The sequence below is a fragment of the Nocardioides abyssi genome (genome assembly GCF_030412915.1).
Lineage (GTDB): Bacteria > Actinomycetota > Actinomycetes > Propionibacteriales > Nocardioidaceae > Nocardioides > Nocardioides abyssi.
On record NZ_JAUHJR010000001.1, the window covers coordinates 526,138 to 551,771 of the forward strand.

Sequence of the window (25,634 nt, forward strand, 5' to 3'; positions counted from 1 at the left end):
CTGCTTGAGTAGACCCATGGCCAAGGACTCCCGACACAGTGCGCACCCGGTGTGCCGTGCGGTCGCGAAGTCCCGCAAGCAGGCCCGCTCGGCGTGCGGCACGCACTTGTGGCAGATGTCCGACGACGAGGTCTCGACCGCTCTGCTGGAGGCGACCCGGCTCCGTGCCCAGGTCGAGGCGCTCGAGCTGCGCCTGGCAGCGGAGGCCGACCGTCGGTCGGTCGGGGACAAGGTCGGCGCGACCGACACGGCGTCGTGGTGGGGACACGAGACCCGCCAGGACCGACCCGCGGCGAAGCGGCGCATGCGGCTGGCCGACTCCCTGGACCGCCACACCCCTACGTCCGCTGCGTTGGCGGAGGGCGCGATCAGCGTCGACCACGCCAGGGTCATCACCGAGTGCGTCGACAAGTTCCCCGACGACCTGGCCGACCCGACCATCCCCGAGCGCGCCGAGAAGCACCTGCTCAACGAGGCGCTCGACCGCGACCCCAAGTCGCTCGCCATCCTTGCCAAGCACGTCCTCACCGTCGTCGCCCCGGAGATCGGCGAGGAACGCGACGCCCGCGCGCTGGAGCGCGAGGAACGCGAAGCGCGCGCGAATTCGTGGCTGACGATGTGCCCCGACGGCAAGGGCTCGGTGCGCGGGAAGTTCTCCATCCCCACGCTGCACGGCGAGATGCTCAAGAAGATGCTGCTCGCGTTCGCCGCCCCCAAGCACCAGAACGCCACCAAGGAGAAGTCGGAGCCTGAGGTAGAGCGTCGGCCGTCACCGGAGCGGATGGGGGACGCGTTCTGCGAGCTCCTCGAACGCCTCCCCGCCGACAAGCTCCCCCAGCTCGGCGGCCTCAACGCCTCCGTCGTCGTCCTCCTCGACTACTCAGGCCTCCGGAGCGACGTCGGTCGCGCCACGCTCGAGTCCGGCGAACCAATCTCGGCAGCCATGGCGCGGCGGACGGCCTGCGAAGCAGGGCTCGTCCCCGCCGTGCTGGGCACCCGCAACGAGCTCCTCGACCTCGGCCGCACGGCCAGGCTGTTCTCCGGCGCGCAACGCCGCGGCATGGCGATCACCCAACGCACGTGCACCGCCACCGGCTGCGACTGGCCGGCGCACCTGTGCCACGCCCACCACGACGACAGCTGGCTCCGCGGCGGCCGGACGGATCTCGCCAACGGCCGGCTGCTGTGTCCGAGGCACCACGCCCGCATCCACGACCCGAGGTTCGAGACCACGATCCACCCTGACAACCAGGTGTCGTTCCACATGCGGACGTAGGCGGCACCACTCGTCCTTCCTCCCGACGCCCTGCGCACCTCACCGGGTTTCGAGACGCGCGCCAGCGCGCGCTCCTCAACCAGCAGGAAGCGCTCGACCAGCGCGCGCTCCTCAACCAGCAGGAGACGCGCCAGCGCGCGCTCCTCAACCAGCTGGAGACGCGCCAGCGCGCGCTCCTCAACCAGCAGGAGGCGCTCGACCAGCGCGCGCTCCTCAACCAGCAGGAGGCGCTCGACCAGGCGCGCGCTCCTCAACCAGCAGGAGGCGCTCGACCAGCGCGCGCTCCTCAGATACCAGGTGGGGCGACGGCCGAGCGGGGGACGGCGACGACCCACCGGCGGCGGGGGTGCTCGGTGACGGTCCACACCAGGTCGTCCGGGGGTGACCAGGTGATGTCCTCCGGGCCCATGGGCAGCGCGCGGCGGTGGCGGCGGAACGAGCCGGGGCGGCCGGCGTACAGGGAGCCGGACGCCCACGGCCCGTGCGAGGTCGTCACCAGGTACGACCCGGCGGCCGTGACCGCGCCCTGCATGCCGGCGAGGCCGGCGTCGTCGATGGCGGCCGGGCGGGCGAAGCCGTCCTCGTCGAGCGCGGGCAGGCCGCCCTCGTCGAGCGGGTAGTGGGCGAAGCGGCGGGTCTGCTTGCGACGGCCGTACTCGCCGGCCAGCAGGCCGGGCGGGTCGACGGACCGGTCGAGGGAGAGGAAGGAGTAGCGCAACCGCTCGACGCCCTCCTCGGCCGCAGCGCGGTAGGCGAACCGGACCGGCAGCACCCAGCGGTAGCCGTACAGCGAGTCGCCCTCCACCGGCGCCCACATCAGGTCGTCGAGGCGGACGGTGACGAAGCCGCGCGCGGTGGCAGCGACGTGGACGTAGGGACCGCGCCAGACGATCCCGCCGGCGTGCACCCGCAGCGGCTCGAGGTGCACCTCGCCGTCGCGCAGGCGCGGGACGACGAGGAGCACGTGGCGGTAGCGGCGGGTGGCGAGGTCGACGAAGGTCAGCCGCGAGCCCTGGCCGCCGTCGTGCCCGGCGGGTTTCGAGACAGGCGCTTGCGCGCCTTCCTCAACCAGCCGATCGGGCGCTTGCGCGCCTTCCTCAACCAGCCGATCGGGCGCTTGCGCGCCTTCCTCAACCAGCCGGGCGGCGGGGGCCTTGGCGTACCAGGACGCGAGGAGCACCCGCCGTCCGTGCACGAGCCCGGTGCCGTCGGTGGCGTCGGCGGAGGTGGTGACGCCCTGCGGCCACCAGAGCGGGTCGCGCCGGTCGGCGGCGTCCCAGGTGAACGAGCGGCGGACCTTGCGGCCCAGCACGCGGCCGAGCGGTCCACGTCGGCCGCGGCGGCCGGTCGCGGGCAGGTCGGCGAGGAAGTCGGCGAGGTCGACCCGCCCGCCGCCGCTGCGGGCGAGCCGGGCGGCGAGGGCGTCGATCTCGGCGACGTTCTCCGCCGTCCGGGTCAGGTGCACTCCGGTCATGGGTCGACCTTAGGGTTCGACGGGTGAGGCAACTGGTGGTCGCAGGCGCGGTCGTGCGCGGGGGACGGGTGCTCGCCGCCCGGCGCACGCGGCCCCCCGAGGCGGCCGGCCGGTGGGAGCTCCCCGGCGGCAAGGTCGAGCCGGGGGAGCGGCCCGACGACGCGCTCGCGCGGGAGCTGCGCGAGGAGCTCGCCGTCGACGTCGAGGTGGTCCGCTGGCTCGCCGGCGTCGTACCCGTCGGCGAGGCCCACGAGCTGCGCGCCGCCCTGGTCCGCCTCACCGGCGAGGTCGACCAGCTCGAGCCCGACGGCGACACCCACGACCGGCTGCGCTGGCTGGGCCCCGACGAGCTGGACGAGGTGGACTGGCTCGAGCCGGACCGGCCCTTCCTGGCCGAGGTCGCCCACGAGCTGCACCAGGCTGCGCCGACGCTGCGCGGGGTGTTCTTCGACGAGGACGACGCGGCGCAGGCCGCGCGGCGGCTGCGCGGCGACGGGTACGACGCCCACGTCGAGCGGGAGCGGCTGGCCGGCGAGGACGACGACGAGGACCACCCCTGGGCGGTGCTCACCGACGCGCCGGCCGTCGCCCTGGAGCTGCTCGTCGACGAGCTCGACGGCTGGCTCGACCTCGAGGAGGAACAGGACACGACGGCCGTCGGTTCACCCCTCGAGCTCCCGACGACCCCTCGCCGGATCAAGCGTCCCTGACCTCCGACTACCTAGGATCACCTCCATGCCCGAGCGCCCCGAGCAGCCCCAGCACCGCCTGCTCCTCGTCCACGCCCACCCCGACGACGAGACGATCGGGCAGGGCGCGACGATGGCCAAGTACGTCGCCGAGGGCCGCGGCGTCACGCTGGTGACCTGCACGGCCGGCGAGATGGGCGAGATCCTCGTCCCGGACCTCGAGCACCTGGCCGCCGACAAGGAGGACCGCCTCGGCGAGCACCGCCGCGGCGAGATCGCCGACGCGATGGCCGAGCTCGGTGTCACCGACCACCGCTGGCTCGGCGGGTTCGGCACCTACCGCGACTCCGGCATGGCCTGGCACCCCGACGGCCACGCGATCGGCGACCCCGAGGTCATCGCCAAGCACCCCAACGCCTTCTGGAACGCCGACCTCACCGAGGCCGCCGACCACCTCGTCCGGGTCATCCGCGAGGTGCGCCCGCAGGTGCTCGTCACCTACGACCAGTTCGGCGGCTACGGCCACCCCGACCACATCCAGGCCCACCGGGTCGCGATGTACGCCGCGCAGCTCGCCGCCGTGCCGTCGTACAAGTCGGACCTCGGCGAGCCGTGGGACATCGCCAAGATCTACTGGGGCGCGATGTCGGAGAGCCGGATGCGCCAGGGGCTGCGGATGCTCCGCGAGGCCGGCGACACCACGTCGTTCGAGGGCATGGACCCCGACGGCCCGCTGCCGCACTTCGTCACCCCCGATGAGAACCTCGCCGCCGGCGTGGACGCCACCGACTTCGTCGACCGCAAGATGGCCGCGCTCAAGGCCTACCCGACGCAGGTGACGACCGACGGGCCCTTCTTCGCGCTCAGCAACAACGTCGGCGCGACCGCGTGGGGCCTGGAGTTCTACCGGATCGCGAAGGGCCAGCTGGGCCCCGTCGGCGACGACGGGCTCGAGACCGACCTGTTCGCCGGGCTCTGACCCGCCGGCCGACGTGAGGGTCGTGGTCGCGGTCGGCCTGCTGCTGGGCTCCGTCGTCCTCTCGGCGCTCCTGGGAGCCGCGGTCGCCGTCGCGTCGGTGGCCCTCCACCAGCTGTGGTGGGGGTTGCTGCTCGGGGTCGCCGCGTCGGCCGCCGCCGTGGTCGCGCTGCCGGCGCGCTGGACCACCCGGCCCCCCTACGCCCTGGGGTACGCCGCCGTGCTGGCGACCACCCTGCAGGAGCGGCCCGAGGGCGACTTCCTGGTGCCGGCCGGCGGCGCGGGCTACCTGCTGCTCGGCCTGGCGCTGGTGCTGCTCGTGGTCGCGGTCGCGACGCTGCCGCGCCCGGGCCGGTCGGCTCCCGCCGGCTGAGACACCTCTTCCTACACTGGGCGCCGTGACCGAGCCGCAGACCGCCCCGTCCCGCGAGAAGGCCGGCGGCCGCGCCGTCCTCCTCGTCCTGCTGGGGCTGGTGGTGCTCGTCGGTGCCGGCTGGGTCGCGGCCTACGCCTTCGCGGGGGACAAGGTGCCCCGCGGCACGACCGTCGCCGGGGTCGCGATCGGCGGGAAGACGCCCGACGACGCGGTCGCCACCCTGCGCGACGGGCTGGCCGACCGCGCGGCCGAGCCGTTCACGCTGACCGCGGACGGGCGGACGTTCGAGCTGGACCCGGCCACGGCCGGCTTCGAGGTCGACCACGAGGAGTCGGTCGCCGAGGCCGGTGGCGGCCGGTCGTGGGACCCGCGCCGGCTGTGGGCCTACTACACCGACGGCGACGACCTCGACGCCGTGGTCGACGTCGACGAGGACGCGCTCGCCGACGCGATCGCCCCCGTCGAGGAGGAGGTCGGCCGGCCCGCCCGCGACGGCCGGGTCGCCTTCGAGGGCAGCCGCGTGGTGACGCGCGAGCCCCGCACGGGCGAGGCGGTCGACACCGACGCGCTCCGCGACGCCCTCGCCGCGGCGTACCTCTCTGACGAGCCGGCTGTCGAGCTGCCGCTCGTCGAGGTGGAGCCCGAGGTCGACGAGGCGGCCCTGCGCGCGGCGGTCGAGGAGTTCGCGAACCCGGCCATGTCCGGACCGGTGACGCTCGTCTTCGGCGACTCGCCGGTGCGGCTGCTTCCGCGCCAGTTCGGACCGTTGCTGTCCATGACCGCCGAGGACGGCGCGCTCGTGCCGCAGGTCGACGAGGCGGCGCTCGAGGACCTGGTCGGCGACGCGGTCGGCGAGGACGGTGCGCCGGTCGACGCCACCGTGCGGCTCGTCAACGGCAAGCCCAAGGTGGTGCCCGCCAAGCCGGGCGTCAGCTACGACCCGCAGGACGTCAGCACGACCTTCCTCGACCTGGTCACCCGGAAGGAGGGCGACCGCGAGCTCGGGGTGGAGGCGCAGGTCGCCGAGCCGGAATTCACGACCGCGGACGCCAAGAAGCTGCGGATCAAGGAACAGGTCTCGACGTTCACGACCTACTACCCCCACGCCGACTACCGCAACGTCAACCTCGGTCGCGCGGCCGAGCTCATCGACGGCACGGTGCTGAAGCCGGGGGAGACGTTCTCGCTCAACGACACGGTCGGCGAGCGGACGGCCGAGAACGGCTTCACCGAGGGCTTCGTCATCAACGACGGCATCCTCGTCGAGGACCTCGGCGGCGGCGTCTCGCAGATGGCGACCACGCTGTTCAACGCGATGTTCTTCGCCGGTCTCGAGGACGTCGAGCACAAGCCGCACTCGTTCTACATCGACCGCTACCCGGTCGGCCGCGAGGCCACCGTCGCCTGGGGCGCGCTCGACCTGCGCTTCAAGAACGACACCGACCACGGCGTCCTCATCGACGCGAAGGTCGCCCCGAGCGGCCCTGGCGGGCAGGGGTCGGTGACCGTCTCGATGTGGTCGACCAAGGTCTGGGACATCGAGACCACCACCTCCGACCGCTACGCCTACACCCCGCCGAAGACCCGCACGCTGACCACCGACGACTGCTACCCCAACACCGGCTACTCCGGCTTCCAGGTCGACGTCGTGCGGTACTTCAAGCGGCCCGGGCAGGACGAGGTCGTCAAGCAGGAGAAGTTCCACACGACGTACACCCCGTCCGACACGGTCGTCTGCAAGTAGCGCCGCGCGGTCGGTAACCGCAGCGGAGGGGCGTCGTTGGTCTAGACGTGCGTGCCCTCGTCTCGGTCCTGACCTTCGTCCTGCTCGCTGTGCTCGGCCCGGCCTCGGCGGCCGGCACGACCGGGACGGCCGCAGCGGCGCCGTCCGGGTTCCCGCTGCCGTTGCCGGGCGGGCTCGGCGAGCCCACGGGGGCCAACGACTGGGACTGCCAGCCGCCGAGGAAGCGGCCGACGCCGGTGGTGATCGTCCACGGCACCATCGGCGACCGGAAGTCGCTGCTCGACCCGCTGTCGGCGGCGATCAAGGCGAAGGGCTTCTGCGTCTTCTCCCTCGACTACGGCAATCGCGGCACGGGCGACATCGTCGCCTCGGCCAGGCAGCTGAAGAAGTTCACGAAGCGCGTCCTCAAGGCCACGGGTGCCGCCAAGGTGTCGATGGTCGGGCACTCGCAGGGCGGGATGATGCCGCGGCACTACATCAAGTTCCTCGGTGGCGCGAAGGTCGTCGACGACCTGGTCGGGCTGGCCCCGTCCAACCACGGCACGGTCCTCACCGGCGGCACGGCGCTGTCGATCCTCACCGGCCCGCTCTTCGAGGGCATCTGCCGCGCCTGCAACCAGCAGGCGATCGGGTCGCCCTTCCTCGAGCGGCTCAACGCCGGGGACGAGACGCCCGGCCGGGTCAGCTACACGCAGGTGACGACGGCGTACGACGAGGTCGTGGTGCCGCACCTGTCCGGCTACCTCCGTCCGGGCCCGCGCACCACGAACACCACCCTCCAGGACTCCTGCCCCGGCGACCCGGCCGAGCACCTGCTCATCCCGATGAGCCGCACCGCGATCGCCTGGACCCTCGAGGCGCTGACCCGCCCCGGCCCGGCGCGCAAGGACTTCCGGCCGCCGTGCTGATCGCGGTGCGGTGCCTCGCCGTCGCCCTCCTGGTCGGGGCGACCTGGCTGAGCTGCGCCGTCCTCGTGCTCGCGCCGGTCCCGGCCGGCGCCGCCACCCCTGTGCTCGACCCGGACCCGCCGGGCGCCAACGACTGGTCGTGCCGGCCGACCGCCCAGCACCCGACGCCGGTGGTGCTGGTCCACGGCACCTTCGGCGACCGCAGCTACGGCTGGGAACGGATGTCCTCGGCGCTGACGAGGGCGGGCTGGTGCGTGTGGTCGCTCGAGTACGGCCAGCAGGGCACCCAGGACATCGCCGCCTCGGCGGTCGAGCTGCGCGCCTACGTGCGGCGGGTGCTGCGCGCGACGGGCGCGGCGAAGGTGTCGTTGGTCGGCCACTCGCAGGGCGGCCTGCTCGCCCGCCACTACGTCGCTCGGCTCGGTGGAGGCAAGGTCGTCGACGACGTGGTCAGCATCGCCGCGACGCACCACGGGTCGCGGTTCCCGCTGGTCGGCTCGGGCGCCTCCTGCCCGGCCTGCCGCCAGCAGGCCGCCGGGTCCTCGTTCCTCGCCGACCTCAACGCCGGCGACGAGACCCCCGGCCGGGTGAGCTGGACGCAGGTGACGACCCGCCACGACCTGGTCGTGCTGCCGCACACCTCGGGGCACCTCGCGCCCGGCCCGCGCACCACCAACGTCACCGTGCAGGACCTGTGCCGCAGCGACCTGTCCGAGCACCTGCTCCTGCCCTCGAGCAGCACCACCATCGCGGTCACCCTCGACGCGCTCGGCCGCCGTGGGCCGGCCCGCACCACCGGGCTCGGCTGCTAGCGCGCGAGGTAGCAGTACCGGTGGTGCTCCACGAACCCCAGCCGCTCGTAGAGCGCCAGCGCCGGCACGTTGTCGCCGAGCACCTGCAGGTACGCCGTCGTCGCGCCCAGCTCCGCACCCCACTCCAGCAGCGCGGCCATGACCTGCAACCCCAGGCCCTGCCGACGCCGGTCGGGGTCGACCTCGACGCTGCGGAACCCCACCCAGTCCCGGTCGTACGCCGCCACGCCGCTCGCCCCCGGCAGGCCGGCCCGCACCACCCCGGGAGCCAGCGCGACCAGCTCGACCTCGGGGCCGGCGGCAGCACCTCCCGCGCCGCCCGCCGACCGCAGCGCCCGCCGCGCGGCGGCCACCCCGGCGACGGAGTAGACGGTGTCCGCCTCGCCGCTCTCGGCGACCCATCCGCGCTCCCGGAGCGCGGCCTCCTCGGCGCTGTCGGTGAGCACCGCGGCGACCGGTCGCCCGGTGGTGGCCGCGTAGAAGTCGAGGACCCGCTGCTCGGCCGCATCGAGCCCCACCGGGCCGGGCGGGCCGACGGCGAGCACGGAGTTGGCGCGGCGGTTGGGGGAGGTGGGGGAGTGCCGCAGCAGCCAGCCGCCGGGTCCCAGCTCCTCGGTGACCAGGTCCGGCCACAGCGCGAGCGCCCGCAGCTGGGCCTCCCGCGGCTCGACCCGCAGCCGGTGGCTGGGCCGGGGCGGCACGGGCTTGCCGGAGACGATGTCGGCCAGCGGGATCCGCACCGGGTCGGGCAGCGGCTGGTCGGCGCGCGGGTCGGGCTGGACCAGGCAGCTCCCGTCGGGGCCGTCGGTCCAGCCCAGGCAGGTGCCGAGCAGGTCGGTGAGCGCCGGCCCGCCGGTGGGGCCGCGCTCGCCGCGCACCACGCGGCGTACGACCACGCGCTGGCCGACGACGTGCGCCCCGAGCAGGTGGCGGCCCACCTGGTTGCCCGGATCGTGGGGTTCTGACGGATCGGCCACGAGCGGATACTAGAGTTGGTCCGTACGTGCCATCCCTTTGCGTCCCAGGAGGATCCGGTGACCTACGTCATCTCGCAGCCGTGTGTCGACCTCAAGGACCGCGCGTGCGTCGACGAGTGTCCCGTCGACTGCATCTACGAGGGCAAGCGGATGCTGTACATCCACCCCGACGAGTGCGTGGACTGCGGTGCGTGCGAGCCGGTCTGCCCGGTCGAGGCGATCTTCTACGAGGACGACGTGCCGGAGGCGTGGAAGGACTACTACACCGCCAACGTCGGCTTCTTCGACGACCTGGGCTCCCCGGGCGGCGCGGCCAAGATGGGTGAGATCGACAAGGACCACCCGTTCATCGCCGGCCTCGACCCGCAGAACCAGGACCACTGAGCCACTCCTTGGGCACCTCCTCCCGCGTCTCCTCGCGGCTGCCGGACTTCCCCTGGGACCACCTGGTCCGGTACGCCGAGCAGGCTCGCCAGCACCCCGACGGCATCGTCGACCTCTCGGTCGGCACCCCGGTCGACCCCACGCCCGAGGTCGTCCAGCAGGCGCTGCGGGCCGGTGCGGACGCGCCGGGCTACCCGCTGACCGTCGGCCGTCCGGAGACCCGCCAGGCCGCGATCGACTGGCTCGCGCGGCGGCACGGCGTGACCGGCCTCGGTCTGGACCAGGTGCTGCCGGTCATCGGCTCCAAGGAGCTGATCGGCTCGATGGCGGTGCACCTCGGCATCGGGGCCGGTGACCTCATCGGCTACCCGGCGCTGGCGTACCCGACCTACGAGGTCGGCGCCGCGCTGGCCGGCGCCCGCTCCCTGGCGACCGACTCGCTGACGGCCTTCGGTCCCGAGGTGCCCAAGCTGCTGTGGCTCAACAGCCCGTCGAACCCGACCGGGCGCGTGCTGCCCGTCGACCACCTGCGCAAGGTCGTCGAGTGGTGCCGCGAGCGCGGCACGATCCTCGTCTCCGACGAGTGCTACCTCGAGTGCGCGTGGGAGGCCGAACCGGTCTCGGTGCTCCACCCCGACGTCTGCGGCGGCTCGACCGAGGGCATCCTCGCGGTCCACTCGCTCTCCAAGCGCTCCAACCTCGCCGGCTACCGCTGCGCCTTCGTCGCCGGCGACGCCGCGCTCGTCGGTGAGCTGCTCGCCGTCCGCAAGAACCTCGGCCTCCAGATGCCCGCCCCCCAGCAGCGCGCGATGGCCGTCGCCCTCGACGACGACGTCCACGTCGGCGAGCAGCAGGCCCGGTACGCCGCGCGGCGGCGGGTGCTGCGCGAGGCGCTGGAGGGTGCGGGGTTCCGCATCGACCACTCCGAGGCCTCGCTCTACCTCTGGTCGACCCGCGACGAGGACTGCTGGGACACCGTCGCCGCCCTCGCGGAGCGCGGCATCCTCGTGGCGCCCGGCTCGTTCTACGGAGCGGCTGGTCGTCGCCACGTGCGCGTGGCCTTCACCGCCACCGACGAGCGCGTCGCCGCCGCGGCCGAGCGCCTCAGCGCCTAGTCGGCGCCGGCGCGGAACCCGCCGATCCGCTTCTCGATCGAGATGATCCGGTCGCGGCCGCCCCACCCGGTGCCGGTGTCGCGCCCCGGCCCGCCGTCGAGGACGTCGTCGGCGTCCGAGCCGAAGATCCGGTCGTCCCCTCCCCGCCCGCGGATGCGGACCGGTCGGTCGAGCGTGCCGGCGCTCAGCCGGTCGGCGCCCTCGGTCCCGAGGAGCGTCCAGAGGTCGCCGACCGGGGTGGAGACCTCCTCGAAGCCGCTGAGCACCAGCCGCCAGCGCAGCGTCCGGAAGCGCGCGGTGAGCAGCTCGGTGCTGAGGTCGATCCGGCCCCGCGTGTGCCCGCGGAAGCGGTTGCGGTCGTCGACCAGCACGAGGTCGGCGACGTAGTCGTCGCCGGGCCCGCCGGCGAACACCTGGCCGGGGGCGGGGGTCACCTCGTCGTTGATCCCGTCGCTGCCGCTCCCACCGTAGGAGCGGTCCGCCCCGCCGAGGGCCTGGACCAGGTCGCCGCCGGGCCCGCCGCGCAGGAGGTCGTCGCCGGCGTCGCCGTTGACGACGTCGTCACCCGAGCCGCCGAGGACGACGTTCGGCCGACGGTCGCCCACGGCGCCGGCGAGCGCTCCGTCCACCCAGTCGTCGCCGCCCCGGCCGTCGACGCGGTCGGCGCCGCGGCCTCCGGTCAGGCTCTCGCCCTCGTCGGAGCCGAGGAGGACGTCGTCGTGGCGGCTGCCGGTCACGTTCACCCGGGTCGCGACGACGGTGTCTGCGCCCTCGCCGGTCGCGGCGCCGGCCGCGAGGTCGACGGTCACCGGCCCCGTCGCGGCCTCGAACGAGATCGAGTCGACGGTGTCGCCGTGGCGCGCGTCGGACCCCGGCTCGAACCGGTCGTCGCCGGCCCCGCCGGAGAGCAGGTCGCCCTCGTACTCGTAGTAGTCGGTGTCGGCAGTCACCTTCTTGTCGGTGCCGCCCACCAGCCGGTCGTCGCCGGGTCCGCCGCGCAGCACGTCGGCGCCCGGCCCCCCGCACAGCACGTCGTCGCCGCCGCGACCGACCAGCCGGTCGTCGCCGAGGCCGCCGTCGATCACGTCGGGCCCGGGCGTCCCGCGCAGCACGTCGTCGCCGTCGGTGCCGGTGATCGTGGGGGTCGCGCACGGCTCCGTGCCGGCGGCCGACGCGGAGACACCGGTGAGGCCGGAGACGACGAGCACGGCGGCGGCCAGCAGGCGGTTCCTCATGCGCGCCAGCGTAGGTCGGCCAGGCTCAGTCGGCCGCGGGCGGCGCGGGGGTGCCGTGACCGGCCTCCGGAGGCGGCGTGCCGTCGTGGGGCAGCACGGTGTGGGGGTCGGCCAGCGCCGAGAGGTAGCGCAGCACGACGGCGGCCACCGCGGCCACCGGCACGGCCAGGAACGCGCCCGCGATGCCGAAGAGCGTCGAGCCCACCGTGACGGCCAGGATGACGACGGCCGCGTGCAGCTGCATCGCCTTGGACTGCAGCCACGGCGAGAGCACGTTGCCCTCCAGCTGCTGGACCAGCACGACCGCCGCGAGGATGATCAGCGCCCCGTCGAAGCCGACCGAGACCAGGGCGACCAGCACCGCGACCGCGCCGGCGACGAACGCGCCGAGGATCGGCACGAAGCCGCCGAAGAACGTCAGCACCGCCAGCGGCACCGCCAGCGGCACGCCGACCACCGCCAGCGCGATGCCGATGAGGACGGCGTCGATGAGGCTGACCAGCGCCTGCGTGCGGACGAAGCCGCCGAGCGTGGTCCACACCTGGTCCAGCACGGCGTCGACATGGCGGCCGACGCGCGGGCCGGTCATCCGCGACGCCCAGGGCCGGAACCGGTGGCCGTCCTTGAGGAAGAGGAACGTCAGCACCAGGGTCAGCACCAGCGTGACCAGCCCGGAGGTCACGGCGTTGACGCCGGACAGCAGGCCGTTGGCGATGGAGCCGGCGCTGTCGCGCAGCTTGTCGCGGGCGTCGCCGACCGCGTCGTCGACCTGCTCCTGGGAGACCAGCTCGCGGTCGATCGCCCACTCCTGGAGCCGGTCGATGCCCTCGTTGGCGTCGGACACTATCCGGTCGCCCTGGCCCACCACCGATGGTGCGATGGCCGCGACCCCGACCCCCAGGACCACCAGCGACCCGACCAGCACCAGGCCGGCGGCCAGCGAGCGCGGAGCCCGCACGCGGCGTACGAAGAAGTTGCTGGCGGGTTGGAGCACGGAGGCCAGGACGAGGGCCAGGAACACCGGGAAGATCGCCACCCACAGGATGCCGACCAGCCACCCGACGAGCGCGGCGGCGATCGCGACCCCGATCCAGCGCCAGGACCAGGTGGCCAGCCAGCCGAGCCCGGCGCCGATGCGCTGCTGGCGCTCGCGCGGGTCGAGGGTGACGGCGCCGGCGGTGTCGGGAGCGGCCGCAGCGGCGGACAGGTCGGGGACGTCGGGGAAGTCGGGCACGCGGAACGGTACCCGGACCCGGCGGTCCCGAGCGGGGGTGTGTGCGCCAGGTCACGACGGGGCACAGACCGGCTGGCACGCGAGCCCGCGCGCCCCGCCGACCTGCACATCTCCAGGAGCACTTCATGATCCGTTCCCTCCTCCGGCCGGCGGCGGTGGTCCTCGTGGCCGTCGCGCTCGTGCTGGGCTTCACGAGCGGCGCCGGTGCCGGCGTCGCTCGCACCTCGAGCGCCTCGACCGCCGCCGCACCCGCGGCTGCCGCCGCCGACTGCTCGGCCCAGAGGTCGGCCGTCAACCAGGCCACCAAGCAGGCCAACAAGAAGCAGGCCCGGCTGAAGGCGGCCAAGAAGCAGCTCACGAAGGCGAAGAAGTCGGGGAAGAAGGCCGCGATCAAGAAGGCGAAGGCCAAGAAGAACCGGGCCGCCAAGCAGCTGAACCGGGCCAAGGAGCGCAAGGCCCGCGCCCAGCGCGACCTGCGCACCTGCCAGCGCGCCAGCACCCCGGAGCCGCCCGCGAGCAACCCGCTCCAGCCCGCGTGCGACGCCGGACTGCCCCAGGAGATCTGCGACGCCTTCGGCAGCCTGCCGATCCCGACCCCCGGTGGCGGTGGCGGCGCGAGCCCGATCCAGGCGCTGTGCGACGCCGGCCTGCCCCAGCCGATCTGCGACGCCGCCGGCGGCGCCCCGAGCCCCGACGGTGCGAGCCCGATCCAGCCGCTGTGCGACGCCGGCCTGCCCCAGGCCATCTGCGACGCCGCCGCGGGTGGCGGTGACGGGAACCCGCTCGACGCGATCTGCGACGCGCTGCCCTTCCCGCTCCCGATCTGCGACCTGCCGCTGCCGTTCCCGCGCCAGGCCGCCTGAGCCGCCGGCACCACCCCGAGCAGCGAACGGCGCCGCCGTCCCGGTCCTCGGGGCGGTGGCGCCGTCGTGTGCCGGGCCTGGTTAGTCGGCCGGTCGGTCGGGCCGGTCAGTCGGGGACGTCGACGTGCACGTGGTCGCGGTGCTCGAGGATCGCCCGGTCACCGGAGCGGGACGGCGGGTCGTAGTCGCGCCACCCGGAGCCGGAGCGCCAGCCGGTGCGCCAGATGCGGTCGTCGAAGATCACGGTCTGCACGTCGAGCCGGTCGGCCATGGCCACCAGGTAGTGGGCCACGGCCCAGCCGCGCGTCTTGTTCGCGTCGTTGACCGGGCGGAAGAAGATGTCGACCGCGCGGCCGTCGTAGTGCGTCGAGCCCTCCATGTGCCCGTCGCGCACCCCGCCCGGGGCGAACCCGCCGAGGGACTGCTCGCCGAAGACGCTGACGACCTCGCGGCGGACCTTGTCCGCGCGGGGCACCAGGCCCGAGGCGGTCAGCTCGTCCGGGCCCTCGTCCACGTCGCCGTCCAGCTCGCAGGAGAACGCCGCCCGCGAGTTGCCCGTCAGCGCGGAGGCCAGCACCCGGGCGTCGGCCTCGTGGTCGGCGTACGCGTCGGGGAAGCCCGAGCGCTGCACGCGCTGCGCGGCCACGGTGACCTCCATCGACTCGTAACCGTCGACGTCGACGAGCTCGTCGTAGAAGGCGTTGGTCGCGTAGACCGGGTCCAGCACCTGCGCGGGCGTGCCCCACCCCTGGGAGGGCCGCTGCTGGAAGAGGCCGAGGGAGTCCCGGTCGCCGTAGTCGATGTTGTAGAGCTCCGACTCCTGGTACGCCGTCGCCAGCGCGATCGTCGCGGCGCGAGCCGGCATCCCGCGGCCGACGCCGATGGCGGTGATCAGCGCGGCGTTCTCCGCCTGCTCGACGTCGAGCTCGACCGTGCGGCCGTCGACCGTCGCGGTGCACTGCTCTCCGCCGGAGAACGGCGTCGACTCGCGCAGCACGTCCCAGCCGAGGTACGCCGTCACGCCCAGCGCCGCCGCGCCGAGCAGCGCGACGCCCGTCCCGACCCTCATGCAGCGCGCCCCATGGCTCCAGTGTCCGGGGCGGCCGAAACCGTGCCCGGGGCCGGCGCGCTCAGTTGGCGTGCAGCGCGGCGTTCAGCTCGACGCCCTCGCTGCGCCACGGCACGGCCTCGATCGCACCGGTGACGGAGTTGCGCCGGAAGAGCACGTTGCTGGTGCCGGACAGCTCGATCGCCTTGACCACGCGCGGCTTGCCGTCCATGTCCGCGACGGTGACCTTGGTGCCGGCGGTGACGTAGCAGCCGGCCTCGACCACGCAGTCGTCGCCGAGCGAGATGCCCAGGCCGGCGTTGGCGCCGAGCAGGCAGCGCTTGCCGATCGAGATGACCTGCTTGCCGCCGCCCGACAGGGTGCCCATGATCGACGCGCCGCCGCCGACGTCGGAGCCGTCGTCGACGAGCACGCCGGCGGAGATCCGGCCCTCGACCATCGAGGCGCCGAGCGTGCCGGCGTTGAAGTTCACGAAGCCCTCGTGCATCACGGTCGTGCCCTCGGCGAGGTGCGCCCCGAGGCGGACGCGGTCGGCGTCGCCGATGCGCACGCCGCTCGGCACGACGTAGTCGACCATCCGCGGGAACTTGTCGATGCCGTAGACCGAGACGTGCTGGCCGCTGGCGCGCAGCCGCGCCCGCGTCAGCTCGAAGCCCTCGACCGCGCACGGGCCGGCCGAGGTCCACACGACATTGGTGAGCAGGCCGAACTGGCCCTCCAGCGAGACCGTGTGCGGCACGACCAGGCGGCTGCTGAGCAGGTGCAGGCGCAGCCAGACGTCCTCGGTCGAGGCGGGCGCGGCCTGGAGGTCGTCGATCTCGACGGTGCGGACCTCGCGGACCACGCGGCGTACGTCGTCGCGGCCCTCGAGCTCGCGCAGCTCCACCGGCACTCCGGCGCCGTCGCGCTCGCCGAGCGCGGGCTGCGGGAACCACACGTCGAGCACGGTGCCGTCGTCGGTCACGGTCGCGAGGCCATGGCCCCAGGCTGAGGTCGCAGTCACGAGGTCGGAGTCTAGGTGGGCCGCGGGCGGTCGCTACTCGCCGGTGCGACCGTCGACGCACTCGCGGAGCAGGTCGGCGTGGCCGACGTGCCGCGCGTGCTCCTCCAGCACGTGCACGACCACGTCGCGCACCTCGTACTGCTCGCCGTCGGGCGCCCCGAGCAGCCGGCCCCAGTCGTCCGACGTCCACCACTCGTCCGCGGCCGTCGACTCCCGCTGCCAGGTCTCCCACGCCTCGGCGACGACGGCGGGGTCGGCGACCGCCCCGGTGAAGTCGCCGTCCCAGTCCTCGGGGGTCTTGTAGAGCTGCGGCTCGTCGAACCGGCCCTGGCAGACCCGCCGCGACCAGTGGTGGTCGACCTGCGCGAGGTGGCGCAGCAGCCCCAGCAGGGACAGGCCGGACGGTGGCACGGACCGACGGGCCAGCTGCTCGGGGTCGAGGCCCTCGCACTTCATCGCGATCGTCGTCCGGTGGTTGCGCAGGTACTGCAGCACCGTCCCCTTCTCGCCGCGGGTCGGTCCCTGCTCGCGCGGGTCCTGGTCGGGCGGCAGCCACCGGTCGCTCATGGCCCCACCCGACCAGCCCGGGGCTTGCCCCGCAAGGGGTCCGGCCGCTCCCGGCCCTGTGGACAGCCGGGTGCGCGACGGTCGGTCCTGGGCCACGGTGGACGGGTGGCGACGTCGGTGGTGGAGGTGCTCGAGCGCCTGGGTGGCACGGCCACCCGGGCCCAGCTCGTCGCGCTCACCTCCCGCACCGCCGTCGACCGGGCCGTCGCCGCCGGCGACCTCTCCCGCCTCGCCCGCGGCCGCTGGGCGCTCCCGCAGGTCGACGAGGCCCGCGCCGCCGCCCACCGCGCCACCGGCGTCGTCTCCCACACCAGCGCCGCGCTGCTCCACGGCTGGTCGGTCGCCACCGCGCCGGACCGGCCGCACGTCACCGTCCCGCGCGGCCGCCGACCCGGGCCGGACACGGTCCACCTCCACCGCGTCGACCTCGCGAGCCACGAGCGCGACGGGCTGGTGACCAGCGATACACGCACGCTGCTCGACTGCGCCCGGACGCTGCCGTTCGCCGATGCCCTGGCCGTCGCCGACTCGGCTCTCCGCAACGGCTTCGGCGCCCAGGAGCTGCAGGCGCTGGCGGACTCGGCGCGAGGAGCCGGTGCGGCCCGGGTGAGGCGGGTGGCCGAGCACGCCAGCCGCCTGGCCGCCAACCCCTTCGAGTCCGTCCTCCGGGCGATCGCGCTCGACGTCGACGGGCTGAGCGTCGAGCCGCAGGTCGAGATCTGGGGAGACGGGTTCATCGCGCGCGTCGACCTCGCCGACCGGCGCCGGCGCATCGTGGCGGAGGCCGACTCGTTCGCCTGGCACGGCGGTCGCGACCAGCTCGCCAGCGACTGCCGTCGCTACAACGCGCTGGTCATCCACGGCTGGCTGGTCCTGCGGTTCTCGTGGGAGGACGTGATGTTCCACCCCGACGAGGTGCGCCGCGTCCTGCAGGCAGCCGTCGACCGACTACCAGAAGTCCGCTGCGGCCCCTGCCGCGCCGCGTGAGACCGGGACGGCGCCCGACTTCTGGTAGTCCGTCGACGACAACGCAACCGATTGGCGGGCGCGGAGCACCCGGCCGTACCCTGGCACCACAGGCGTTCGAGCCGTCATCAGCGGCGAGCCTCCGGAAGAACGGGACGCGAGTCCTCAGTAGAACCGGACGGGTAGGCCCGTCACAGCCCGGTTGAGCGGTCGGCCCAGCAGCACCGGGCCGGCAAGCAGGGTGGTACCGCGGTCCGGCCGGATCGTCCCTGTGGTTTCGAGAAGGACTCACCCCGAAGCTGCAGGAGCAACCGATGACGTACCCGAAGGTCTCCACCTCCGAGAGCGGCGTGCCGTCCACCCCGCGGTTCCCCGCGATCGAGGAGCGGGTGCTGGCCTACTGGGACGCCGACGGCACCTTCCAGGCGAGCATCGACCAGCGCGACCCGGGCGCGGACGCCGGCAACGAGTTCGTCTTCTACGACGGCCCGCCCTTCGCCAACGGCCTGCCGCACTACGGCCACCTGCTCACCGGCTACGTCAAGGACATCGTCCCGCGCTACCAGACGATGCGCGGCAAGCGCGTCGAGCGCCGCTTCGGTTGGGACACCCACGGCCTGCCCGCCGAGCTCGAGGCGATGCGCCTCAACGGCATCAAGACCACCGACGAGATCGTCGAGATGGGCATCGACCGGTTCAACGAGGCCTGCCGCGACTCGGTCATGAAGTACACCGGCGAGTGGCGCGAGTACGTCACCCGCCAGGCGCGCTGGGTCGACTTCGACCGCGACTACCGGACCATGAACCCCGAGTACATGGAGTCGGTCATCTGGGCGTTCAAGCGCCTGCACGACAAGGGCCTGGTCTACGAGGGCTTCCGCGTGCTGCCCTACTGCTGGAACGACGAGACGCCGCTGTCCAACCACGAGCTGCGCATGGACGACGACGTCTACCAGAACCGCCAGGACCCGGCCGTCACCGTCGGCTACGACATCACCTCCGACCACGAGCTCAAGGGCGCCAAGCTCCTCGTCTGGACGACCACGCCGTGGACACTTCCGAGCAACCTCGCGGTCATGGTCGGCTCCGACATCGAGTACGTCGCGGTCGAGTCCGACGGCGTCCGTTACGTGCTCGCGGAGGCCCGCCTCGGCGCCTACGCCCGTGAGCTGGGCGACGAGCCGCAGGTCGTCTGGCGCGGGACGGGCACCGACCTGCTCGGGCTGACCTACACCCCGCCGTTCTCCTACTACGTCGGCCACGAGGGCGCGTTCCGCGTGGTGCCCGCCGACGACGCCGTCACGACCACCGACGGCACCGGGCTGGTCCACACCGCCGGCGCGTTCGGTGAGGTCGACAAGGAGGTCACCGACCGCGAGGGCATCGAGCCGGTCATGCCGGTCGGCAAGGACGGGCGGTTCACCCACCCGGTCGCGGAGTACGCCGGCATGCAGGTCTTCGACGCGAACCTGCCGATCATCGACCACCTGAAGGCCGCCACCCGTGGCGAGACCGGCGAGGCCGTCGGCGCGGTCACCCCCGGCACGGTGCTGCTGCGCCGCGAGACCTACGACCACTCCTACCCGCACTGCTGGCGCTGCCGCGAGCCGCTCATCTACAAGGGCGTCTCGTCGTGGTTCGTCGAGGTCACGGCGATCAAGGACCGGATGCTCGAGCTGAACCAGCAGATCCGCTGGGTGCCCGACCACATCCAGGACGGCCAGTTCGGCAAGTGGCTGGCCAACGCCCGCGACTGGTCGATCACCCGCAACCGGTTCTGGGGCAGCCCGGTCCCGGTGTGGAAGAGCGACGACCCGGCGTACCCCCGCCTCGACGTCTACGGCTCCTTCGAGGAGCTCGAGCGCGACTTCGGCACCCTGCCGCGCAACAAGGACGGCCAGCCCGACCTGCACCGGCCGTACGTCGACGAGCTGGTGCGCCCGAACCCCGACGACCCGACCGGCACGTCGATGATGCGCCGCGTGCCCGACGTGCTCGACGTGTGGTTCGACTCGGGCTCGATGAGCTTCGCGCAGAACCACTACCCGTTCGAGAACGCCGACTGGTTCGACGGCACGGCCGAGAAGAAGGGCCACTTCCCGGGCGACTTCATCGTCGAGTACATCGGCCAGACCCGCGGCTGGTTCTACACCCTGCACGTGCTCGCGACGGCGCTGTTCGACAAGCCGGCGTTCCAGTCGTGCATCAGCCACGGCATCGTGCTGGGCAGCGACGGCAACAAGATGAGCAAGTCGCTGCGCAACTACCCCGACGTGCGCGAGGTCTTCGAGCGCGACGGCGCTGACGCGATGCGTTGGTTCCTCATGTCGAGCCCGATCCTGCGCGGCGGCAACCTGGTCGTCACCGAGCAGGGCATCCGCGACTCGGTGCGCCAGGTGATGATCCCGCTGTGGAACAGCTGGTACTTCTTCCAGCTCTACGCCAACGCCGCCAATGACGGCCAGGGGCACGACGCGCAGTGGTCGACGGACTCCGAGGACCCGCTCGACCGCTACCTGCTCGCCAAGCTGCGGCAGTACGTCGAGACGATGACCACCCAGCTCGACGAGTACGCCGTCGCCGACGCGTGCGAGACGACCCGGTCGTTCCTCGACGTGCTGACCAACTGGTACATCCGTCGCTCCCGCGACCGCTTCTGGGGTGACTCCACCGAGGCCTTCGACACCCTCTACACGGTGCTCGAGGTGGTCTGCCGGACCGTCGCCCCGCTGCTGCCGCTGACCACCGAGGAGGTCTGGCGCGGGCTGACCGGCGAGCGCTCGGTGCACCTGGCCGACTGGCCGGACGCGTCCGCGCTGCCGGCCGACGACGCGCTCGTCGCCGCGATGGACCAGGTCCGCGAGGTCTGCTCGGCCACGTCGGCGCTGCGCAAGGCGGGCAACCTGCGCAACCGGCTCCCGCTCTCGACGCTGACCGTCGTGGTCGAGGACCCGGCCGCGCTCGGCGGCTTCGAGGGGATCGTGGCCGACGAGGTCAACGTCAAGCAGGTGCGCCTGCTCGCCGCGGACTCCGACGAGGCCGCGTCGTACGGCGTGGAGCAGAAGCTGACCGTCAACGCCCGCGCCGCCGGCCCCCGGCTCGGCAAGGACGTGCAGGTCGCCATCAAGGGCTCGAAGTCCGGCGACTGGTCGGTGGCCGAGGACGGCACCGTGACCTCGGGCGGCCTGGCGCTGCAGGAGGGGGAGTACACCCTCGAGACCGTCGCCGGCTCGGCCGACGCCGACTCCGCGACCGGGGTGCTGCGCAGCGGCGGCTTCGTCGTGCTCGACACCGCGGTCACCCCGGAGCTCGCCGCCGAGGGTCTTGCCCGCGACCTGGTCCGCCAGGTGCAGCAGGCTCGTCGCGACGCCGGGCTGGAGGTCTCCGACCGGATCGCGCTGACCGTCACCGGCCCCGCCGACGTCGTCGCCGCCGCCGAGACCCACCGCGAGCTGCTCACCTCCGAGACGCTCGCGACCTCGCTCGACCTGGTCGCTGGCGACGGCGAGCCGCAGGTGGCGGTCGCCAAGGCCTGACCCATCGCTGGTTGAGCCGGCGAGCGTCGGCGAGCCGTGTCGAAACCCGGTGACCGTGGCTGCGGCCGTGGGTGCCTCACCGGGTTTCGACTCGTTCAGGCCTGGCGGCCTTCACGGCTCAACCAGCGGGTGACAGTCCGAGGCGGCCCGCCATCCGGTCGAGGCTGGCGAGCACCTCGTCCTCGGACTTGTCGGGGACGCCCCAGATGAGGTCGGTGCAGCCGGCCTCGGCCCAGGCGGCGAGGTCGGCGGGGTCGGGCTTGAAGGCGATGAGCACGTGGATCTCCGGCTGGCCGTCGCGGCCGGCCTCGGCCCACGCCTTCTTCAGCGCCTTGATGTTGCCGAGGACGTCCTGCTGGGTCGGCGTGGTCATCCAGCCGTCGGCGTGCTCGGCGATCCAGCGGAACGTCTTGGGCCCGCCGCCGGCGCCGATGACGAGGGGGACGTGCGGCTGGGCCGGCTTGGGGTAGGCCCAGGAGGGTCCGAACGACACGAACTCGCCGTCGTACGACGCCTCCTCCTGCGTCCACAGCGCGCGCATCGCCTCGACGTACTCCTTGAGCACGGTGCGGCGCCTGCCGGGCGGGACGTGGTGGTCCTCGAGCTCGTCGGTGTTCCAGCCGAAGCCGGCGCCGATGGTGACCCGGCCGCCGGAGAGGTGGTCGAGGGTGGCGACCTGCTTGGCGAGGGTGATCGGGTCGGACTCGACCGGCAGGGCGACGGCGGTCGCGAGGCGGATGCGCGTGGTGACGGCCGCCGCGGTGGCCAGCGAGATCCACGGGTCGAGGGTGCGCAGGTAGCGGTCGTCGGGAAGCGTCTCGTCGCCGGTGCCGGGGTGGGCGGCGGTCCGCTTGACCGGGATGTGGGTGTGCTCGGGGACGTAGATGCTGTCGAACCCGCGCTCCTCCCCGGCCTTCGCGAGGGCCGCCGGGGTGATCCCGCGGTCGGAGGTGAAGAGGACGAGTCCGTTGCGCATGGACCCGAGACTAGAACGTGTTCCACCTGCGGCGGAAGGGCGAACCGGACAGGTGTCCAGCACGGGGCCTGTCGGGGTCGGCTGCTTGGATGGGGCCATGGCCACCCTCGACCTCTCGCAGGACGTCGTCTCGCTGACCGCGGCCCTCGTCGACATCGAGTCGGTGAGCCGCGCCGAGGCCGAGATCGCCGACGCCGTCGAGGCAGCGCTCCGGCCGCTGCCGCACCTCGAGGTGGTCCGCCACGGGCACACCGTCGTCGCGCGGACCGACCTCGGCCGCAGCGAGCGGGTGGTCATCGCCGGCCACCTCGACACCGTGCCGCTCAACGACAACCTGCCGAGCCGGCTCGAGGGCGGCGTCCTCCACGGGCTCGGCACCTGCGACATGAAGGGCGGCGACGCGGTCATCCTCAAGCTGGCCGCGACCGTGCCGGAGCCGGTGCGCGACGTCACCTACATCCTCTACGAGGCCGAGGAGATCGAGGCCGTGCACAACGGCCTGCGGCTGCTCGCCGAGGCGCGGCCGGACCTGATGGAGGCCGACTTCGCGATCCTGATGGAGCCCTCGAACGCCTCGGTCGAGGCCGGCTGCCAGGGCACGCTGCGCGTCGAGGTCCGCACCACCGGCGAGCGCGCGCACTCCGCCCGCTCCTGGCGCGGGGTCAACGCGATCCACGGCGCCGCCGAGGTGCTCGACCGGCTCAACGCGCACGAGCCGCGGCGGCCGGTGATCGACGGGCTGGAGTACCGCGAGGGACTCAACGCCGTCGGCATCTCCGGCGGGGTCGCCGGCAACGTCGTCCCCGACGAGTGCGTCGTCACCGTCAACTACCGCTTCGCGCCGGACCGCTCGGAGGCGGAGGCCGAGGCGTTCGTCCGTGAGCTCTTCGCGGGGTACGACGTCCGGCTGACCGACACCTCGCCGGGTGCGCTGCCGGGGCTCGACCGGCCGGCCGCGCGCGCGTTCGTCGACGCGGTCGGCGGCGAGGTCGCGCCGAAGTTCGGCTGGACCGACGTCGCCCGCTTCACCGCGCTCGGCGTGCCGGCGGTCAACTACGGGCCGGGCGACCCGCTCTACGCCCACAAGCAGGACGAGCACGTCCCCGTGGCGGACATCGAGCGGTGCGAGCAGCGGCTGCGGACGTGGCTGACCGGGGAGGCGGGCGCGTGAGGTCGAAGGCGAAGGGGCCGATCGTCCAGCGTCGCGGCCAGGTCGACGGCAGCACCACCGACCAACGGCTGCTGGACTCCCGCGGCGACAGCGGCTGGGTGCACACCGACCCGTGGCGCGTGATGCGGATCCAGGCCGAGTTCGTCGAGGGGTTCGGCGCGCTCGCCGAGCTCGGGCCGGCGATCGCGGTCTTCGGCTCGGCCCGCACGCCGGCCGACCACCCGACGTACGCCGCCGCCGAGGAGCTGGGCAAGCGGCTCGCCGAGGCCGGGTTCGCGGTGATCACCGGGGGCGGCCCGGGTGCGATGGAGGCCGCCAACAAGGGCGCGAGCGAGGCCGGCGGCGTCAGCGTCGGGCTCGGCATCGAGCTGCCCTTCGAGACCGGGCTGAACGAGTGGTCCGACGTCGGCATCAACTTCCGCTACTTCTTCGCCCGCAAGACGATGTTCGTGAAGTACTCCCAGGGCTTCGCCGTGCTGCCCGGCGGCGTCGGCACCCTCGACGAGCTGTTCGAAGCGATGACCTTGGTGCAGACGCGCAAGGTCACCAGCTTCCCGATCGTGCTGATCGGCACCGATTACTGGCGCGGGCTGCTCGACTGGCTGCGCGACACGGTCGCCGCCGAGGGCAAGATCGCGGTCGAGGACCTCGACATGCTGACCCTCACCGACGACCTCGACGAGGTCGTCGCGCTGATGCAGGCCGCCCGGGAGGACGACGCGTCGTGATGTGGTTCTTCGCGGTCCTTGTCGTGCTGCTCATGGGCGGCATCGCCGCGGTGGCCGCCGGCCGGGGCACGCCGATGGGCGAGGCCGAGCCGGACCGGCTGGCGGTGGACCTGCCCACGGACCGGCCGCTCACGGCCGAGGACCTGCGGCGGGTGCGGTTCCCGCTCGCGCTGCGCGGCTACCGGATGGCGGACGTCGACGCGCTGCTGGACCGGCTGGCCCGGGAGCAGGAGCCGACCGACGTCCGTGGCGACGTCCGTGGCGACGACCACACGGCGTAGGGCAGACTGCGCCGCGTGTCCAGCGAGGTGGTCGTCTACGTCCTGACCGCGCTCGGGGTGGTCGTGGTCGCGCTGACGCGGCTGAGGCTGCGTGGCGAGGGCGGTGGTGGGCGGCTGCGGGTCGGCCGCCGGCTGCTCGACCTGCACACCGGCGCCGGCGTCGCCGCCGTCGTGGTCTGGACGGTCTTCCTCGTCGCCCCGCCGGACTCGCCGCTCGGTGGCGACACCGTCGGCATCGTCGGCCTGGCCTGCTGGTGGCTGCTCGTGGTGGCCGGCATCGGCATCCTCGTCCGCTGGCTGCCCAGCCGCGGGCGGCACGCGTCGGCCGGTGCGGACGACTCCTGGTCCGAGGGGCCGGGCCTCTCGCTGCTGGCCCACCTCGGCACGCTCGCCGGTGTCTGCGTGCTGACCTGGGCCTACCTGACCTCCGTCGTCTGACCCGACCCCAGGAGCCGCCGTGCGCCGATCCCGCCTGCTGACCGCCGCCGCCGGCCTCGCACTGGTCCTCGCCGGCGCCCCGACGGCACCCGCCCCGGCCTCACCGACCTCGGCTGCCTCCGCCGCGGCCCCCGAGCGGCCCGCCGTCGTCGGCAAGCGCGTCCTCGGCACGTCGGCGCAGGACCGCGACATCGTCGCCTGGCACCTCGGCGAGCCCGGACGTCCCGGTGTGCCGACCGTCGTGCTCATCTCGACCATGCACGGCGACGAGCCGGCCACCCGGCACCTGCTGACCGCGCTGCGCGACGGCCCGCCGGTGGTGGGCCTCGACCTGTGGGTCGTGCCGACCTACAACCCCGACGGCCTCGCCGCCGGCACCCGCCGCAGCGCCCGCGGGGTCGACCTCAACCGCAACTACCCCTTCAAGTGGGCCGACCTCGACGGACGTTACGAGTCGGGGCCGAAGGCGGCCTCCGAGCCCGAGACCAAGGCGATGATGGGCTTCCTCGCCGACGTCCGGCCCGACCACCTGCTGAGCTTCCACCAGCCGCTGCACGGCGTCGACACCGACACCAAGCGCCCGCGCTTCGCGCGCAAGGTCGCCCGCCACCTGGGCCTGCCGCGCAAGACCTTCGACTGCGGCGGCGTCTGCCACGGCACGATGACCGGCTGGTTCAACCACCGGTTCGCCGGCACCGCGCTCACGGTCGAGTACGCCGCGAAGCCGTCGCGCCGCCGGCTGCGCACGGTCGTCCCCGACCAGGTGCTGTCGATCTTCGGCGCCTACCGCGGGCACCTGGACTGGGCGCAGCGCTAGGACGGCCGGGCGCGATCGT

25 protein-coding genes are annotated in these 25,634 nt (G+C 73.5%); 17 read left to right on the forward strand and 8 right to left on the reverse strand.

All coding sequences use genetic code 11. From position 1 onward, the window contains the following. Nucleotides 1–16 precede the first annotated feature (16 nt). Nucleotides 17–1,276, forward strand: coding sequence for an HNH endonuclease signature motif containing protein (locus QWY29_RS02545; RefSeq protein ID WP_300959086.1), 1,260 nt, complete (start codon nt 17–19; stop codon nt 1,274–1,276). Nucleotides 1,277–1,562: 286 nt separating this feature from the next. Here QWY29_RS02545 and QWY29_RS02550 read toward each other — a convergent pair whose 3' ends face one another. Next, complete coding sequence (locus QWY29_RS02550) at nt 1,563–2,750, reverse strand: hypothetical protein (protein WP_300959087.1); 1,188 nt, start codon at nt 2,748–2,750, stop codon at nt 1,563–1,565. Between the two features lie 23 nt (nt 2,751–2,773). Here QWY29_RS02550 and QWY29_RS02555 point away from each other — a divergent pair, with 23 nt between their 5' ends. From QWY29_RS02555 to QWY29_RS02580, 6 genes are read left to right on the forward strand one after another with little or no spacing between them, the layout of a single operon-like run. Beyond that, complete coding sequence (locus QWY29_RS02555) at nt 2,774–3,460, forward strand: (deoxy)nucleoside triphosphate pyrophosphohydrolase (protein WP_300959088.1); 687 nt, start codon at nt 2,774–2,776, stop codon at nt 3,458–3,460. Between the two features lie 25 nt (nt 3,461–3,485). Next, nucleotides 3,486–4,418, forward strand: a complete 933-nt coding sequence (gene mshB, locus QWY29_RS02560; protein WP_300959089.1) for an N-acetyl-1-D-myo-inositol-2-amino-2-deoxy-alpha-D-glucopyranoside deacetylase — start codon at nt 3,486–3,488, stop codon at nt 4,416–4,418. Between the two features lie 13 nt (nt 4,419–4,431). Further along, nucleotides 4,432–4,788, forward strand: a complete 357-nt coding sequence (locus QWY29_RS02565) for a hypothetical protein (protein ID WP_300959090.1) — start codon at nt 4,432–4,434, stop codon at nt 4,786–4,788. Nucleotides 4,789–4,813: 25 nt separating this feature from the next. Beyond that, nucleotides 4,814–6,535 (forward strand): VanW family protein, encoded by a 1,722-nt coding sequence (locus QWY29_RS02570; protein ID WP_300959091.1) that lies wholly within the window; start codon nt 4,814–4,816, stop codon nt 6,533–6,535. Between the two features lie 47 nt (nt 6,536–6,582). Beyond that, nucleotides 6,583–7,443: an esterase/lipase family protein gene (locus QWY29_RS02575; RefSeq protein WP_300959092.1), complete on the forward strand. Its 861-nt coding sequence runs from the start codon at nt 6,583–6,585 to the stop codon at nt 7,441–7,443. Next, nucleotides 7,437–8,255, forward strand: a complete 819-nt coding sequence (locus QWY29_RS02580) for an esterase/lipase family protein (RefSeq protein WP_300959093.1) — start codon at nt 7,437–7,439, stop codon at nt 8,253–8,255. The genes QWY29_RS02575 and QWY29_RS02580 overlap by 7 nt, the downstream gene beginning before the upstream one ends. Here QWY29_RS02580 and QWY29_RS02585 read toward each other — a convergent pair. Then, on the reverse strand, nt 8,252–9,232 hold the full coding sequence (locus QWY29_RS02585; RefSeq protein ID WP_300959094.1) for a GNAT family N-acetyltransferase: 981 nt from the start codon (nt 9,230–9,232) through the stop codon (nt 8,252–8,254). The two genes, QWY29_RS02580 and QWY29_RS02585, sit on opposite strands and share 4 nt — an antisense overlap. 57 nt (nt 9,233–9,289) lie before the next feature. Between QWY29_RS02585 and fdxA the strand changes: the two genes are divergently transcribed. Beyond that, nucleotides 9,290–9,616 (forward strand): ferredoxin, encoded by a 327-nt coding sequence (fdxA, locus tag QWY29_RS02590; protein ID WP_300959095.1) that lies wholly within the window; start codon nt 9,290–9,292, stop codon nt 9,614–9,616. Nucleotides 9,617–9,624: 8 nt separating this feature from the next. Then, complete coding sequence (gene dapC, locus QWY29_RS02595) at nt 9,625–10,731, forward strand: succinyldiaminopimelate transaminase (protein WP_300959096.1); 1,107 nt, start codon at nt 9,625–9,627, stop codon at nt 10,729–10,731. On the opposite strand, the gene QWY29_RS02600 is transcribed toward dapC, so the two are convergent. Together QWY29_RS02600 and QWY29_RS02605 are read right to left on the reverse strand one after the other, a co-directional pair. Continuing rightward, nucleotides 10,728–11,966, reverse strand: a complete 1,239-nt coding sequence (locus QWY29_RS02600) for a calcium-binding protein (protein ID WP_300959097.1) — start codon at nt 11,964–11,966, stop codon at nt 10,728–10,730. The genes dapC and QWY29_RS02600 overlap by 4 nt on opposite strands. 25 nt (nt 11,967–11,991) lie before the next feature. Continuing rightward, nucleotides 11,992–13,200: an AI-2E family transporter gene (locus QWY29_RS02605; RefSeq protein ID WP_300959098.1), complete on the reverse strand. Its 1,209-nt coding sequence runs from the start codon at nt 13,198–13,200 to the stop codon at nt 11,992–11,994. Between the two features lie 125 nt (nt 13,201–13,325). Between QWY29_RS02605 and QWY29_RS02610 the strand changes: the two genes are divergently transcribed. Beyond that, nucleotides 13,326–14,063: a hypothetical protein gene (locus tag QWY29_RS02610; protein ID WP_300959099.1), complete on the forward strand. Its 738-nt coding sequence runs from the start codon at nt 13,326–13,328 to the stop codon at nt 14,061–14,063. Between the two features lie 106 nt (nt 14,064–14,169). Here QWY29_RS02610 and QWY29_RS02615 read toward each other — a convergent pair whose 3' ends face one another. The 3 genes from QWY29_RS02615 to QWY29_RS02625 form a co-directional block, all read right to left on the reverse strand. Then, nucleotides 14,170–15,132 (reverse strand): VldE C-terminal domain-containing protein, encoded by a 963-nt coding sequence (locus QWY29_RS02615; RefSeq protein WP_300959100.1) that lies wholly within the window; start codon nt 15,130–15,132, stop codon nt 14,170–14,172. Between the two features lie 61 nt (nt 15,133–15,193). Next, entirely contained in the window at nt 15,194–16,135 is a 942-nt protein-coding gene (gene dapD, locus QWY29_RS02620; protein ID WP_300959101.1) for a 2,3,4,5-tetrahydropyridine-2,6-dicarboxylate N-succinyltransferase, read from the reverse strand. A gap of 33 nt (nt 16,136–16,168) precedes the next feature. Further along, the gene (locus QWY29_RS02625) at nt 16,169–16,702 is read right to left on the reverse strand and encodes a DinB family protein (protein WP_300959102.1); all 534 of its coding nucleotides are present in this window, start codon (nt 16,700–16,702) and stop codon (nt 16,169–16,171) included. Between the two features lie 105 nt (nt 16,703–16,807). Between QWY29_RS02625 and QWY29_RS02630 the strand changes: the two genes are divergently transcribed. Further along, the gene (locus QWY29_RS02630) at nt 16,808–17,689 is read left to right on the forward strand and encodes a DUF559 domain-containing protein (RefSeq protein ID WP_300959103.1); all 882 of its coding nucleotides are present in this window, start codon (nt 16,808–16,810) and stop codon (nt 17,687–17,689) included. Nucleotides 17,690–17,982: 293 nt separating this feature from the next. Next, on the forward strand, nt 17,983–21,204 hold the full coding sequence (ileS, locus tag QWY29_RS02635) for an isoleucine--tRNA ligase (RefSeq protein WP_300959104.1): 3,222 nt from the start codon (nt 17,983–17,985) through the stop codon (nt 21,202–21,204). A 118-nt stretch (nt 21,205–21,322) separates the two neighbouring features. Here the strand turns inward: ileS and QWY29_RS02640 are convergent, their stop codons facing one another. Then, nucleotides 21,323–22,180, reverse strand: coding sequence for an LLM class F420-dependent oxidoreductase (locus tag QWY29_RS02640; RefSeq protein WP_300959105.1), 858 nt, complete (start codon nt 22,178–22,180; stop codon nt 21,323–21,325). Nucleotides 22,181–22,277: 97 nt separating this feature from the next. On the opposite strand from QWY29_RS02640, the gene dapE reads away from it, so the two are divergent. From dapE to QWY29_RS02665, 5 genes are read left to right on the forward strand one after another with little or no spacing between them, the layout of a single operon-like run. Continuing rightward, nucleotides 22,278–23,351 carry a succinyl-diaminopimelate desuccinylase gene (gene dapE / locus QWY29_RS02645; RefSeq protein WP_300959106.1) on the forward strand — a complete coding sequence of 358 codons (1,074 nt, stop codon included), beginning with the start codon at nt 22,278–22,280 and terminating at the stop codon, nt 23,349–23,351. After that, nucleotides 23,348–24,079, forward strand: coding sequence for an LOG family protein (locus QWY29_RS02650; RefSeq protein ID WP_300959107.1), 732 nt, complete (start codon nt 23,348–23,350; stop codon nt 24,077–24,079). The genes dapE and QWY29_RS02650 overlap by 4 nt, the downstream gene beginning before the upstream one ends. Then, the gene (locus QWY29_RS02655; RefSeq protein ID WP_300959590.1) at nt 24,079–24,360 is read left to right on the forward strand and encodes a DivIVA domain-containing protein; all 282 of its coding nucleotides are present in this window, start codon (nt 24,079–24,081) and stop codon (nt 24,358–24,360) included. The genes QWY29_RS02650 and QWY29_RS02655 overlap by 1 nt, the downstream gene beginning before the upstream one ends. Before the next feature lie 15 nt (nt 24,361–24,375). Next, nucleotides 24,376–24,798 carry a hypothetical protein gene (locus QWY29_RS02660; RefSeq protein ID WP_300959108.1) on the forward strand — a complete coding sequence of 141 codons (423 nt, stop codon included), beginning with the start codon at nt 24,376–24,378 and terminating at the stop codon, nt 24,796–24,798. A gap of 19 nt (nt 24,799–24,817) precedes the next feature. Further along, nucleotides 24,818–25,615, forward strand: coding sequence for a M14 family zinc carboxypeptidase (locus tag QWY29_RS02665; protein ID WP_300959109.1), 798 nt, complete (start codon nt 24,818–24,820; stop codon nt 25,613–25,615). Nucleotides 25,616–25,634: the final 19 nt, after the last annotated feature.